General features: G+C 48.0%; 14 protein-coding genes. 6 read left to right on the top strand and 8 right to left on the bottom strand.

Features of this window, described 5'->3' with window-relative positions; all coding sequences use genetic code 11:
- Nucleotides 1-18: 18 nt before the first annotated feature.
- Nucleotides 19-1,032 (bottom strand): glycosyltransferase family 2 protein, encoded by a 1,014-nt coding sequence (locus tag AC1S5B_RS15530; RefSeq protein ID WP_482036572.1) that lies wholly within the window; start codon nucleotides 1,030-1,032, stop codon nucleotides 19-21.
- Nucleotides 1,033-1,120: 88 nt separating this feature from the next.
- Nucleotides 1,121-1,753, bottom strand: coding sequence for a serine O-acetyltransferase (locus tag AC1S5B_RS15535; protein ID WP_482036573.1), 633 nt, complete (start codon nucleotides 1,751-1,753; stop codon nucleotides 1,121-1,123).
- Nucleotides 1,754-2,063: 310 nt separating this feature from the next.
- Here AC1S5B_RS15535 and mfd point away from each other — a divergent pair, with 310 nt between their 5' ends.
- From mfd to AC1S5B_RS15560, 5 genes are all read left to right on the top strand, one after another.
- A complete protein-coding gene (mfd, locus tag AC1S5B_RS15540; protein WP_482036574.1) occupies nucleotides 2,064-5,678 on the top strand; it encodes a transcription-repair coupling factor in 3,615 nt (1,204 codons plus the stop codon).
- A 107-nt stretch (nucleotides 5,679-5,785) separates the two neighbouring features.
- Nucleotides 5,786-6,418 (top strand): hypothetical protein, encoded by a 633-nt coding sequence (locus AC1S5B_RS15545; protein WP_482036575.1) that lies wholly within the window; start codon nucleotides 5,786-5,788, stop codon nucleotides 6,416-6,418.
- 230 nt (nucleotides 6,419-6,648) lie between these two features.
- Nucleotides 6,649-7,440, top strand: coding sequence for an IS5 family transposase (locus tag AC1S5B_RS15550; RefSeq protein WP_482036576.1), 792 nt, complete (start codon nucleotides 6,649-6,651; stop codon nucleotides 7,438-7,440).
- A gap of 222 nt (nucleotides 7,441-7,662) precedes the next feature.
- Nucleotides 7,663-7,926 carry a hypothetical protein gene (locus AC1S5B_RS15555; RefSeq protein ID WP_482036577.1) on the top strand — a complete coding sequence of 88 codons (264 nt, stop codon included), beginning with the start codon at nucleotides 7,663-7,665 and terminating at the stop codon, nucleotides 7,924-7,926.
- Nucleotides 7,923-8,231, top strand: coding sequence for a type II toxin-antitoxin system RelE family toxin (locus tag AC1S5B_RS15560; protein WP_482036578.1), 309 nt, complete (start codon nucleotides 7,923-7,925; stop codon nucleotides 8,229-8,231). Before AC1S5B_RS15555 ends, AC1S5B_RS15560 begins: the two co-directional genes overlap by 4 nt.
- Nucleotides 8,232-8,485: 254 nt before the next feature.
- On the opposite strand, the gene AC1S5B_RS15565 is transcribed toward AC1S5B_RS15560, so the two are convergent.
- The 3 genes from AC1S5B_RS15565 to AC1S5B_RS15575 form a co-directional block, all read right to left on the bottom strand.
- The gene (locus AC1S5B_RS15565) at nucleotides 8,486-8,851 is read right to left on the bottom strand and encodes an Hpt domain-containing protein (protein ID WP_482036579.1); all 366 of its coding nucleotides are present in this window, start codon (nucleotides 8,849-8,851) and stop codon (nucleotides 8,486-8,488) included.
- Between the two features lie 161 nt (nucleotides 8,852-9,012).
- Nucleotides 9,013-9,168: a hypothetical protein gene (locus AC1S5B_RS15570; protein WP_482036580.1), complete on the bottom strand. Its 156-nt coding sequence runs from the start codon at nucleotides 9,166-9,168 to the stop codon at nucleotides 9,013-9,015.
- A gap of 32 nt (nucleotides 9,169-9,200) precedes the next feature.
- Complete coding sequence (locus tag AC1S5B_RS15575) at nucleotides 9,201-9,818, bottom strand: Uma2 family endonuclease (protein ID WP_482036581.1); 618 nt, start codon at nucleotides 9,816-9,818, stop codon at nucleotides 9,201-9,203.
- Nucleotides 9,819-10,027: 209 nt separating this feature from the next.
- Here AC1S5B_RS15575 and glyQ point away from each other — a divergent pair, with 209 nt between their 5' ends.
- On the top strand, nucleotides 10,028-10,915 hold the full coding sequence (gene glyQ / locus AC1S5B_RS15580) for a glycine--tRNA ligase subunit alpha (RefSeq protein WP_482036582.1): 888 nt from the start codon (nucleotides 10,028-10,030) through the stop codon (nucleotides 10,913-10,915).
- A 106-nt stretch (nucleotides 10,916-11,021) separates the two neighbouring features.
- Here the strand turns inward: glyQ and AC1S5B_RS15585 are convergent, their stop codons facing one another.
- The 3 genes from AC1S5B_RS15585 to AC1S5B_RS15595 all read right to left on the bottom strand — a co-directional run bounded on the left by AC1S5B_RS15585 (nucleotide 11,022) and on the right by AC1S5B_RS15595 (nucleotide 12,179).
- A complete protein-coding gene (locus AC1S5B_RS15585; protein WP_482036583.1) occupies nucleotides 11,022-11,384 on the bottom strand; it encodes a type II toxin-antitoxin system PemK/MazF family toxin in 363 nt (120 codons plus the stop codon).
- Nucleotides 11,374-11,652 carry a hypothetical protein gene (locus tag AC1S5B_RS15590; protein WP_482036584.1) on the bottom strand — a complete coding sequence of 93 codons (279 nt, stop codon included), beginning with the start codon at nucleotides 11,650-11,652 and terminating at the stop codon, nucleotides 11,374-11,376. Before AC1S5B_RS15590 ends, AC1S5B_RS15585 begins: the two co-directional genes overlap by 11 nt.
- 122 nt (nucleotides 11,653-11,774) lie before the next feature.
- Nucleotides 11,775-12,179 (bottom strand): hypothetical protein, encoded by a 405-nt coding sequence (locus AC1S5B_RS15595; RefSeq protein WP_482036585.1) that lies wholly within the window; start codon nucleotides 12,177-12,179, stop codon nucleotides 11,775-11,777.
- Nucleotides 12,180-12,287: the final 108 nt, after the last annotated feature.

A 12,287-nucleotide genomic window follows, 5' to 3' on the forward strand; every position in this document is an offset into this window, starting at 1 on the left:
GTTAATCAGAACTTTTTCTTAAACGCTAGGGAGTTTCTGACAGGGAATCCCTTGCTTTGAAAACACACTGTTGTGAAACATATCTTGCAACATTTTCGGGGGATCGTTATCTGGCTTTTGTTGCAATACTCGCCGTACCCGCCACAGGCTGTAACCACTGAGCCAGCTAACGTCTACTAGTGCAGTATAGAACCATCCGTGGTTTTTCAGAAAATAGCGACGGCGGGAATCATACCAATACTGGGGAAGGCGTTTGGGCGCTTGATTGGTGGCTGTCACTCCCGTACTTTGCCCTAAAATATGCATGACTCGGCTTTGGGGAACATACCAGCAAGTCCAACCAGCACGCCGCGCCTGCAAACAAAAGTCGGTTTCTTCAAAATAGAGAAAATATCCTTCATCCATTAGTCCAATGGATTCAAACACTTGCCGCCGGATCATCATGCTGGCACCGGGTAACCAGTCGATTTGCTCCTCTTCGTTGCCCATGACTTTAGCCACAATCCATTTAGACAAAAGCTTAGAGACAACACCAAGCCGCAGGGCGGAATCTAACTCACTAAAAATGCTGGGAAACCGGAATGCATAGGGCCAGGGTTTGCCATCGGCTTCTTCAAAACTGCTGCCTGAAATCCCAACTTCTGGATGAAGATCCATGAAATCGACCAAGGCTTTAAGGGCACCGGGACGCACTTGCGTATCGGGATTAAGCAGCAGAAAATAGTCGGGTGGGTTGGCTGATTTGAGAGCAGGACGAATGGCGTAGTTATTGCCATAGGCATAGCCACCATTAAGCTCCGAGGGTAAGAGCGTTGCCCAATCTTGCCAGCCTTCCGCCGCGATCGCAGTGCCAATTTTTTCTACCGAGTCATCGCCCGAATTATTATCAATCACGGCAATCTTTGTTCCAGGCACCGATTGGATTTCCGCTACAAGAGATCGCAAACTATCAACCACAAGGGAGCCAGTTCGATAATTGACCATGACAATCAGCAAACGAGTTTTATCTTCAAGCTGAAGTTCAGGAGACATAGCGGTTTACCCACAAAGTGAAAAGGACGGTGTACAAACGAACAATGAATGAATCGGACCGATTTACAAAAATCGAAAGAGGCATCGATCAAGCTGTCTGGATTGCTCCAATATCTTCTCTTTCAGTCAGCTTGCTTTCAAAGGGAAGCGCTGGTTTTGCTTTAATAATTTTGGCAGGAATCCCCACTGCCGTCGCCCCAGCAGGGATATCGATTAATACCACTGCGTTGGCACCAATGTTAGCATCATCGCCAATTGTCACCGCTCCAAAAATTTTTGCGCCGGCACCAACATTCACTCGTGCGCCGAGTTTGGGTGCTTCTAGGGGTTTTTCTAGATAGCGATTTCCCAGGGTTACCCCTTGGCGAATAATGCTGTCGTCGCCAATTTCACAGCATCCATGAATGACGATCGCGCTTTGATGTTCAATAATCACCCGGCGACCTAACTGGGCGGTATAGGGTAGTTCAATGCCATAGGTATTTCGCACTTTGCGATACAGCATCCGGTATAGCACGCTAAAAGGGGCGCGGAGTAGCTTGGACGATAGACCCATGCGCCACACGCCAAATCGGTGAACGGCGATCGCGCGGAATCCAGGTTTTGTCCAATCGCGCCCGTGGGCAATCCAATCTTCAGTAATTTGTTGCCATAACCCTAGGGGCTGATTTGAAATTGAAGGTGAGTCACCGTTGACAGTTGGGTTGAGATTTTGGGGCATGTAGAATCCTGCCGTTCGCCGTAAGACTTTTTGGACAAAGAGATTTAAGATCAGGGCTTTTGCTACCTAAAGTATTCCCACTTTTGATGAAAACACTTGTTTTTTGCAAGCGGCAGCATTTTCAATCTGACTTCATAAACTCTTGTTGCTTTTTTTGAATAGATTTTAACAAGACAGGAGGCGTTGATTACCCCGCCTATCTGCTGAGCTTAAAAGCTATACACGTCAAAGACGTGCCATCAGGATTCAGGCAAATTTTTGGGATGTAAAGATACAATGATTGTCTCTCTTGTGTGGTTTTGCAGAGTTTATGGCGCTGTCTTCTGTTACTCGTGCTCTTGGGCGATCGCCCCTTACCTCGGAACTGCTGAGCAAACTCAAGCAGCAGCAGTGCTTAAAGCTGACTGGAGCCTCCCGTTTACCCAAGGGTTTGGTTAGCTCTGCCTTAGCACAGTCTGATCATCGCCCTTTATTGGTGGTCACTGCCACGTTAGAAGAAGCCGGACGGTGGACAGCCCAGCTAGAAGCCATGGGTTGGCAAACCGTTAGTTTTTATCCCACGTCTGAATCGTCGCCCTACGAGCCATTTGACTCAGAAGCAGAAATTATTTGGGGACAGATGCAGGTGCTGGCGGATTTGGTGGGAAAAGGGCAAGAGGCAAAGGGCGAGGGGCTAGAGGAAGAAGCCGATTCCTCACCTCTCACCTTTCGCCCCTCGCCCCTTTATGCGATCGTGGCGACTGAACGGGCGCTTCAGCCGCATTTGCCGCCTGTAGAGGTTTTTCGGTCGTTTTGCCTGACGTTGCAAAAGGGGACAGAACTGAATCTGGGAAAACTAGCGGATGAGTTGGCGCGGTTGGGCTACGATCGCGTGAACTTGGTGGAAACCGAAGGGCAGTGGAGCCGCCGGGGAGACATTGTGGATGTGTTTCCGGTGGCATCGGAGTTGCCGGTGCGATTGGAACTGTTTGGCGATGAACTCGATCAGTTAAGGGAATTTGATCCGGTGACTCAGCGATCCAGCGTTGGCGAAGGCACCGTGCTCGATCGCGTGGATCGCATCGTGATCACGCCCACCAAATTTGCGCCCATTATCCAAGCGAATCTTTCACTCGAAAGCACTGAAGCGATCAAAACTCACTTAGCCGATCAAGAGCGAGAAGCCTTTGAAGAAGGGCAACTTTTAGAAGGATCTCGCCGTTTTCTCGGCTATGCCTTTGACCAGCCCGCCTCTCTGCTGGATTACTTGCCTGACAATGTAATAGTTGCTCTAGATGAACCCGATCAGTGTGAAGCACACAGCGATCGCTGGTTTGAACACGTTGAAGAAAACTGGCAGGAATTAGGGAAAACAGCAGCGGAGATAGAGCCTAGGTCGAATCCCCCCTATCCTAAAACGCACCGCACCTTTGCCGAATCCCTCGCCGAGGCGGAACAGTTCGATCGCCTCTACCTCTCCGAACTCGCCGAAGAAATTCCCCTTCAACCCCTGACACCCGATCCCCGACACCTGAAACCTATTAATCTCGCCAGCCGTCCGGTTCCTGCCATTCCTAACCAGTTTGGGCGATTGGCGGAAACATTGCGCGATGAGCGCGATCGCGGTTTTTCAGTGTGGCTAATATCGGCGCAACCCTCGCGATCAGTCTCCCTGTTGCAAGAACACGATTGCCCAGCGCAGTTTGTGCCTAATCCACGGGATTATTTGGCGATCGACAAGCTGCAAACCCACCATGTTCCAGTTGCGGTCAAGTATTCGGGTTTGGCAGAATTAGAAGGCTTTATTCTGCCGACCTTCCGGCTAGTGCTAGTCACCGATCGCGAATTTTTTGGGCAGCACACCCTAACCTCGCCTAACTATGTTCGCAAACGACGACGGGCAGCTTCCAAGCAGGTTGACCCAAACAAGCTCCAGCAGGGCGATTATGTCGTGCATCGCAGTCATGGTGTTGGCAAATTTATCAAGCTGGAAAGCCTGGTAATCAACCATGAAACTCGCGAATATTTGGTGATTCAGTATGCCGATGGCTTGCTGCGGGTGGCAGCGGATCAGTTGAATTCCCTGTCACGCTTTCGGGCAGCGGGCGATCGCGCTCCCGAACTGAATAAAATGTCGGGCAAAGCTTGGGAGCGCACTACCGCAAAAGTTCGCAAAGCCATCAAAAAAGTGGCGGTGGATTTGCTGCAACTCTATGCCCATCGCGCCCAGCAAGTCGGCTTCACCTTTCCCGCAGATATGCCTTGGCAGCAGGAAATGGAGGACTCCTTTCCCTACCAGCCCACACCCGATCAACTGAAGGCAGTGCAGGATGTGAAGCAGGATATGCAGAGCGATCGCCCCATGGATCGGCTGGTCTGCGGCGATGTGGGATTTGGTAAAACCGAGGTAGCGATCCGCGCCATTTTCAAAGCCGTCACCGCTGGCAAACAGGTGGCGTTACTGGCTCCCACTACCATTCTGACCCAGCAGCACTATCACACGTTTAAAGAACGATTTGCCCCCTATCCCGTGCAGGTTGGCTTGTTGAATCGCTTCCGCTCTGCCCAGGAGCGCAAAGAGATTTTGCAGCGCTTGAAAACGGGGGAACTGGATATTGTGGTGGGAACCCATCAGCTTTTAGGCAAAGGCGTAGAGTTTCGCGATTTGGGCTTACTCGTTGTGGATGAAGAGCAGCGGTTTGGCGTGAACCAGAAGGAAAAAATTAAATCTCTGCGAACTCAGGTGGATGTCCTGACCCTCAGCGCCACGCCGATTCCCCGAACGCTCTATATGGCAATGTCAGGAGTGCGTGAGATGAGTCTAATTACCACACCGCCGCCCTCGCGTCGTCCGATCAAAACTCACCTGTCGCCCTACGATGAGGAAGTCATGCGATCGGCGATTCGGCAAGAACTGGATCGCGGGGGACAAGTATTTTATGTGGTGCCTCGCGTTGAGGGAATCGAGGAAATCTCAGCGCGAATTCATGAGATGGTGCCCGGTGCCAGACTGGCGATCGCCCACGGTCAAATGCCCGAAGCGGAACTGGAATCTACCATGCTCACCTTTAGCGAAGGCGAAGCCGAAATCCTGCTCTGCACCACGATCATTGAGTCGGGGCTAGATATTCCCCGCGTCAACACGATCTTGATTGAAGATGCCCAGCGCTTCGGCTTGTCCCAGTTGTATCAACTGCGGGGACGAGTCGGCAGAGCCGGAATTCAAGCACACGCATGGTTGTTCTATCCCAAAGGCTCCCAGCTTTCAGACACTGCCCGTCAACGACTGCGCGCTATTCAAGAGTTTGCCCAGCTAGGCTCTGGCTATCAACTCGCCATGCGCGATATGGAAATTCGCGGGGTTGGTAATTTGCTGGGTGCGGAACAGTCGGGACAAATGGACGCGATCGGCTTTGATTTGTACGTCGAAATGCTGCAAGAAGCAATCCAAGAAATTCGGGGTCAAGCAATTCCTAAGGTGGATGACACCCAAATTGATCTGAACCTGACGGCATTTATTCCCGCCGACTATATCCCCGATTTAGACCAAAAAATGAGCGCTTATCGTGCGGTTGCCTCTGCCAGTTCTCGACAAGAACTTGCCCAAATTGCCGCCGACTGGAGCGATCGCTATGGCACCATTCCCGTTGCCGCGAAACAACTCATCCGCGTCGTGGAACTGAAGCAGATTGGCAAAAAACTCGGCTTCTCACGCATCAAGCCCGAAGGCACTCAGCACATCGTCCTGGAAACACCTATGGAAGAACCCGCCTGGAATCTACTCAAAGCTAACCTACCCGATCATCTCCATTCCCGCTTTGTCTACACTCCTGGAAAAGTCACCGTTCGCGGGTTAGCCATCCTCAACGCCGATCAACAACTCGACAACCTGATCACCTGGCTCGGTCGAATGCAAGGCGCAATTCCAGAAGCGATCGCGGTTTAGCTTAATGTTACAAAGGACGGTGAGCTAACTTGTTTTGTAGATGTTTACAACTACTCATATTGAGCAGCTATCTTAAAGCTGAACGTAGTTAGTATTCACCCAAGTATATGACCAACAAACAATCTCCTCAGAAACGACTTAGTAAGATTGATAAATTTGGAATTGGCACCGGGTTAATCGGATTATTAGCTGACACAATAAGCCTTAGTGCTTTATCTTCTGCTTCAAATGTTGCTGGTTCGCCCTCCTCAACCACGCTTTCTAATGTAAGCAGCTCTCAAATTCCTTTACATATTTGGTTATTAGTATTTGTATCTGTAGTGTATACAATTGCCATAATCAACTTTTATACCCGTAGATATTTTCATAAGCGAAATTTGCAAAATTTGCAGCCGTTAAATTTATCAGAAGTTAAACAAATCGAAAAGGGAACGTGGACTTTTACTAAATTAATTGGTCTGCCTCTGCTGACGTGCTACTTTGTCTTTGCACTTGTCCAAATCCCGGATAGGGGGGGTATCCTATTTGATCATATTGATCTTATGTACAAGATATCTCTTGCTTTTTTCGCCTACTCAGATCAGGAAAATATTCTTCCTATCCTTCGAGGCTTATTTTATGGTGGATTTTTTGCTTTATGGATTTGCGGCTTACTTCACTCTTCAATTCTCAGTATTTATGAAACATTTGAGCCGTCTTATAAAGAGCCAGTTCTAAGAAACCCAAATTTGCCCTCTTAGTTCTTCCAAATAGAGCATTTCAACTTAGAAGAAAAAACTACTACGGTGCTACTCCTAAGCTCAGACGTATTGTTTTGCAAACTTCACGTTCAAGTTTAACGGCTTCGATCTCGATCGCAGTTTAGCTTAGAGGATGTCTTAAAAGAGAAGGTGTAGCATAGCGAGAGGACGAAGAAACTCTCATCCCTTAATCTGTCAAAAGAAACAACCATGACAGAGGAATGAGAGCAATGGAAATATCCTATCCGACCGACCTGAATGAAGAACAATGGGAACTCCTGTCCCAATTACTGCCTCCAGCAAAACCCGGTGGACGACCTCGAAGCGTGCCTTTAATCGCCATTGTCAATGCCATTTTTTACATCGTTGTTGCGGGGTGTGCTTGGCGGATGCTACCCAAGGACTTTCCGAAGTGGAAAACGGTTTATCACTACTTCAGGGCATGGCGCTTAGATGGGACATGGGAAAAGATCCATCACCAATTGGTGCAATGGGAACGGGTAGCTCAGGGGCGTGAAGTTGCCCCCAGTGCTGCTAGTTTGGATTCTCAATCGGTTAAGAGCGCAACCCCTAGTGCCATTGAAGTTGGATTTGATGGAGGCAAGAAAATCAAAGGACGCAAACGTCACTTGATGGTCGATACCTTGGGGTTGGTCATAATGGTCGTAGTCACAGCAGCCAATGTTAGTGACCAGCAAGGCGCTCGGCTAATCTTCGCTCGCCTTGCCCGATTACCTGAACGCGTTGCTCGTCTGGTTTTGGTTTGGGTGGATGGAACTTATGAAGGAGTGGATTTCATGCAGTGGGTCATGGACACTTACCGTTGGATTCTCGAAACCATCAAGCGCTCTGATAGGGTCAAAGGCTTTGTTTTACTGCCCAAACGGTGGGTAGTCGAACGCACTTGGGGTTGGCTCAATTGGTCGCGTCGTCTATCCAGGGACTACGAAGTTCTACCAGAAACTTCAGAAACCTTTGTCTATGTAGCGATGATCCGCCTGCTACTCAGACGGCTAGCGTAGTCTCAAACTTCTCAGACATCCTCTTACTGTCAAAAAGGGCTGATAAAAAAGAGCGCGATCGCATTCAAAAAAACACTACGGCGCAAATCCCAATTCAGACGGACAACTTTACGAACTGCACGGCAAAGGTTAACGGCTTCGGCTGCGATCCGCTAGGCTTCATCAACCGCTGGTGATTTAGAGTCGGTGTTAGAGTAAATCCAGTTGTTTATGCTCCATCCCATGCCCAAACATTTAACGATCGCCCAGGCACAACAACAACTTCCCGACTTTCCCAGCGAACTGATCAAAGAACCTATCATCATTACCCAGGACGGTGTTCCCGTCATTGCCGCGATCAGCTACACCCACCTGATCGAACTGCTCGAAACCCTTGATATCCTTACCGATACTGAATTTGTCACCCAATTGCGCCAAAGCATCGCCCAAGTCGAGCAAAGCAATACTATTTCATGGGAGAACGCCAAAGTACAGCTTGGGCTATGAGCGACGAATCTACCCCAACGCATGACATTCAACTCACGCCCCTTGCCCTAGAAATGTTGGCTGCCGTGAAAGATCGGCGAGAGCAGGAAAAACTTCGCGACCGCATCGACCAGCTTAAAGCCGATCCTGAAAAACAAGGCAAAGCACTCGTCGATAGTCTTACAGGATTTCGCAGTATTCGAGCAGGCGGACAGCGTTACCGCATCATCTACAAAGTGGAGCAACAACAAGTTTTAGTAATGATTGTTGGAATTGGTCGGCGCAAAGAGGGCGATAAGAAAGATATTTACTGGAAAAGCTGTTAGAGCCGTAGATTCGACGAATATAGGATGCAGCATCACGAGCGATCGCGGTTTGGCTCGCTGTCAAAAAGGGCTGATAAAAAAGCGCGCGATCGCGTTTAGAAAAAACTGCTAAGGTGCTAATCCTAAGTTCAGGCGCACTGTTTTGCGAACATCCCGGCAAAGTTTAACGGCTTCGGCTGCGATCGCACTTTAGATTACTGTCAAAAAGGCTGCCACAAAAGAGGGCGATCGCGGACTCACAACACCCTCTTTGTTCATACACTTGCTTTAACTGTTAGAAAGATGCATAGGACTTCAAGCGTCTGTTGCAAAATAAGTATCTGTGAAGTAGGCTGATCAAGCCGATGATTGCGCGCCTGAATTTCGAGAATTGAGGCAGCCGTTTGCATCGATCTAAGCCCTAGATTGGCGCTGGAGCCTTTAAGGTGATGAGCTTGTTGTTCTAAGGCGGAGAAGTCTTGTGTGGCGATCGCGGCTTCTAGCTGCTTGAGATGGTGTGCTGCATCCTCAGCAAACATGTGTAGGAGTTCTAATTCAAACTCTGCGTTATGGTCAGAAATCTGATGAAGATGATGCCAGTCAATCGATAAGGGCGGTAGAGCTACAGGTGAATTAATCATAGGAGGGGCAGATCTCATAAGCGCTGACTTTCCATTCGCTTTAACAGCAGCAGACGGCATTTATGCCGCAACGAGTTCTTCTTAAAAGAGTGCTGTTTACTAGAGTTCCCACAAATCCTAGGGCATAACGCGATCGTGACGACAGCATTTAATTTTTTGCCTTAATCTGCCAAGCACCAAGCAAAGATTGCAATCACTGGCAGCCACACAAACCAAAACGGCAGGTGAATCCAATGCAACACATGAAACGGAAGCAGTAAAAGTTGGGTGGCAGCAATTCCAATCGTAACCAAGAGTATCAACAAACCGATTAACATCAGAAATAATCTCAATAGACAGAATAAATTGTTTACTGGAGTGCGGCAAAGACCTCTGCCACTGATACATTCAGATCGGGAAACGTGGGAGAAATAATGCGATCGCCCCCGTGAAACCGCTGCACTTCATACTCCCCTTCTACTAACTTGTAGACCGAAAACGTGGCTTGTTTAGGATAGCCAATATGCAACCGTCCGCCTAAACCTAAATAATCTGCGACCCAATACTCTCCAATGCCAAGCGCTTCGTAATCTCGCAGCTTTGTTAGGTAATCATCTTGCCAATTGGTGCTAACCACCTCCACCACAAGTCGAACCGATGATCCCAAAGTGATAATGGATTCATGTTCCCACCGGGGTTCATGGGCGATCGCGGGTCTATCCAAAACAATCACATCTGGCTCATAACCCGATTCACCATCCGCCGATCTGACAATGGATTCCCTCGGAAGAAAATAAGGCGATTTTGAACTGCGGATGACGATACCCAATTCAAGACTTAAAAAGCCAGCAATCTCAGAATGTTTCCCTCTTGGTTTTGGCATTTCAACAATCACTCCTTCCCGCAGTTCATAATGATGCCCTGAGTTCTCTGGATATTGCTCAATGAACTGATCAAAGCTGACTTTTTGGGAAACGGCTTGAACCATAGCAATTGTTCTCGTTTACCTTGAGTAAGGTCTAGTAGAGCATGATCCTAATGTATTCCACCGAGATAGGTAATTCACGGTAGCAAATCCTTAACAATCAGCTAGTCGGTACATAGCGATATATATTGACAAAAAATACTTAGGATGGATAGGGTCAAGCTTTACGCAAAAAATTAAAGCGTGATACAAAACTATGGGAGCGGAGAGGTATGAATTTTCAGTCTGTTGTCACTGCGCTAAACCAATTTTGGGGCGATCGCGGGTGTCTAATCGCTCAGTCCTACGATACGGAGAAAGGTGCGGCAACCAAAAGTCCACACACATTTTTGAGAGCGCTTGGACCCGAACCTTGGTCTGTTGCCTATATTGAACCCTGTCGTCGTCCGGGGGATGGCAGATATGGGGAAAATCCAAACAGAGTTCAACACTACTACCAGTATCAAGTTCTCATTAAGCCTTCGCCGGATAACATTCAGGAACTTTATTTAGAGTCATTACGCACCCTAGGAATTTTGCCAGAAGAGCATGACGTGCGTTTTGTAGAAGATAACTGGGAAGATGCAGCAGTCGGGGCGTGGGGAGTTGGTTGGGAAGTCTGGCTAGATGGCATGGAAGTTACCCAATTTACCTATTTTCAGCAGTGCGGCGGGCTGGATTGTCGCCCGGTGTCGATTGAAATTACCTATGGTCTTGAACGATTGACCATGTATTTGCAAGCAGTCAATTCAATTTTTGATATTCAGTGGAATGATACGCTGACCTATGGAGATGTCTATCTACAAAGTGAAATAGAAAGCTCAAAATATAATTTTGAAGCGTCTAATCCTGAATTACTTTTTACGCTGTTTTCTTTGTATGAAAAAGAAGCTGAGCAATTAATAGAAAAAGAATTAGTGCTACCGGCGTTTGATCACGTCCTGAAATGTTCTCACACCTTTAATTTGTTAGATGCTCGGGGTGTAATTTCTGTAACAGAGCGAACTCGATACATTGGCAAAATTCGCACAATGGCTCGTCAGGTTGCTCAGATCCATCTTCAGCAGCGGGAGCAGCTAGGGTTTCCATTACTTAAAAAAATTACATCGCTTGCGCTGTGAGTTGCTTTTTTGCCTAAGAATTCGGCGATCGCCCCGTTGAATCCCAATAATCAAGCGATCACCCCAAGTTGTGAAAGAGAAACGCGATCGCTCATACAAATTGTCACTAGACTGAACACTCTACAACGATCGCGATCGCAACAACGACGTCTATCATTTCCTCACCGGAAAGTTGCCCAAATTTTCTGATGAATCGCTGAGCATCCACACCCCGCAGTTGCAGCGTATCCACCGCTGAGATTTTGGTTAAACCGTTCTCACTAACTGGTTCAAGCCTTACGTGCCAAGGATTGAGATCAAAAGAATCTTTCCAATCTGTGATGGGTGCGACTAACTTAATGGGTAGTTTGCCAATGCCATCAGAGCTTACGACTACCACTGGGCGTGTCTTCCTGATTTCTGCTCCCAACGTTGGATCAAGGTTAACCAACCAGACCTCACCCCGTTTTGGTTGAACCTCAGTACTCAATGATATCACCCACAAGAAAGTCCTTCCACTCGGTATCCTTCTCGTAGTGGGCTTTCATCACTTCTGCCCGTTCAGCAAGAAGGCGCTGGCGTGCTTCTAAGGGCAACCGGAGAAACGCTTGCTGTTCAGTCTGTGTAAGGGATGCTTTCAAGGAGGGAGTGGTGCTTTCATTCGGCAGAACGAGTAAACGAACTCGGTGACCTGCAAGCTTTGAAGCATGGGTCAGAATCTCTTCCCAAGTGCCCTCTAATTCTATGGGGTAAGTCATAGTTGCCACTAAAAAAGTCTTACTCCTAGGATAAAGGATACCCAGGCGATCGCTCCATTGAACCCCAACAATCAAGCGATCGCTCAAGTTTTGAAAGAGGAGAGCGATCTATTTCCGTTTGATTAGTTCTTCCTGTGGGTCGTGAAACGCTGCCTTGTAATCATGTCGATGGCAATTTCGGACAGCTTCTTGTTTTCATAGAACTCGCCCATGATGGGAATGGGTGATTGGTAAAGGGTGTCGCTTTTGAAAATCTCTTTCCAGTTGAGGTGTTTGGGATCGCAGCCCGAAACCCCGGCTTGGTTCATCACTTTAAGAAATTCATGAGCGATCAAACCTTGACCGATCGCAGAGGGATGAACTCCATCTAGGCTAAATAACCCTCCTTGACGCAGCCGACCTTGCTTATCTGCGTGATAGTACTTTGTACTAACTCGTGGGTATTGAAAGTCAAAGAAGTCAGGAAATTCGTACTGCAATTTCCCTGCATTCCGTTTGAAAGCGATCTGCTGTAGAGCTTTAGACATATCAACGATGTGATAACGTTCTTGCCCGCGCAGTTGATTCTTCTGTGCGACTAACCGTTTGATGGTTCGGTTGTATTTACGAATGCAATCATCAATGTGGAGCGCTTA

The organism is Leptolyngbya sp. CALU 1928, from assembly GCF_056784215.1.

Excerpts from the sequence above, each read along its gene's own strand:
- AC1S5B_RS15530 (WP_482036572.1), bottom strand. The coding sequence starts at position 1,032 with ATGTCTCCTGAACTTCAGCTTGAAGATAAAACTCGTTTGCTGATTGTC.
- AC1S5B_RS15535 (WP_482036573.1), bottom strand. The coding sequence starts at position 1,753 with ATGCCCCAAAATCTCAACCCAACTGTCAACGGTGACTCACCTTCAATT.
- mfd (WP_482036574.1), top strand. The coding sequence starts at position 2,064 with ATGGCGCTGTCTTCTGTTACTCGTGCTCTTGGGCGATCGCCCCTTACC.
- AC1S5B_RS15545 (WP_482036575.1), top strand. The coding sequence starts at position 5,786 with ATGACCAACAAACAATCTCCTCAGAAACGACTTAGTAAGATTGATAAA.
- AC1S5B_RS15550 (WP_482036576.1), top strand. The coding sequence starts at position 6,649 with ATGGAAATATCCTATCCGACCGACCTGAATGAAGAACAATGGGAACTC.
- AC1S5B_RS15555 (WP_482036577.1), top strand. The coding sequence starts at position 7,663 with ATGCCCAAACATTTAACGATCGCCCAGGCACAACAACAACTTCCCGAC.
- AC1S5B_RS15560 (WP_482036578.1), top strand. The coding sequence starts at position 7,923 with ATGAGCGACGAATCTACCCCAACGCATGACATTCAACTCACGCCCCTT.
- AC1S5B_RS15565 (WP_482036579.1), bottom strand. The coding sequence starts at position 8,851 with ATGATTAATTCACCTGTAGCTCTACCGCCCTTATCGATTGACTGGCAT.
- AC1S5B_RS15570 (WP_482036580.1), bottom strand. The coding sequence starts at position 9,168 with ATGTTAATCGGTTTGTTGATACTCTTGGTTACGATTGGAATTGCTGCC.
- AC1S5B_RS15575 (WP_482036581.1), bottom strand. The coding sequence starts at position 9,818 with ATGGTTCAAGCCGTTTCCCAAAAAGTCAGCTTTGATCAGTTCATTGAG.
- glyQ (WP_482036582.1), top strand. The coding sequence starts at position 10,028 with ATGAATTTTCAGTCTGTTGTCACTGCGCTAAACCAATTTTGGGGCGAT.
- AC1S5B_RS15590 (WP_482036584.1), bottom strand. The coding sequence starts at position 11,652 with ATGACTTACCCCATAGAATTAGAGGGCACTTGGGAAGAGATTCTGACC.
- AC1S5B_RS15595 (WP_482036585.1), bottom strand. The coding sequence starts at position 12,179 with ATGTCTAAAGCTCTACAGCAGATCGCTTTCAAACGGAATGCAGGGAAA.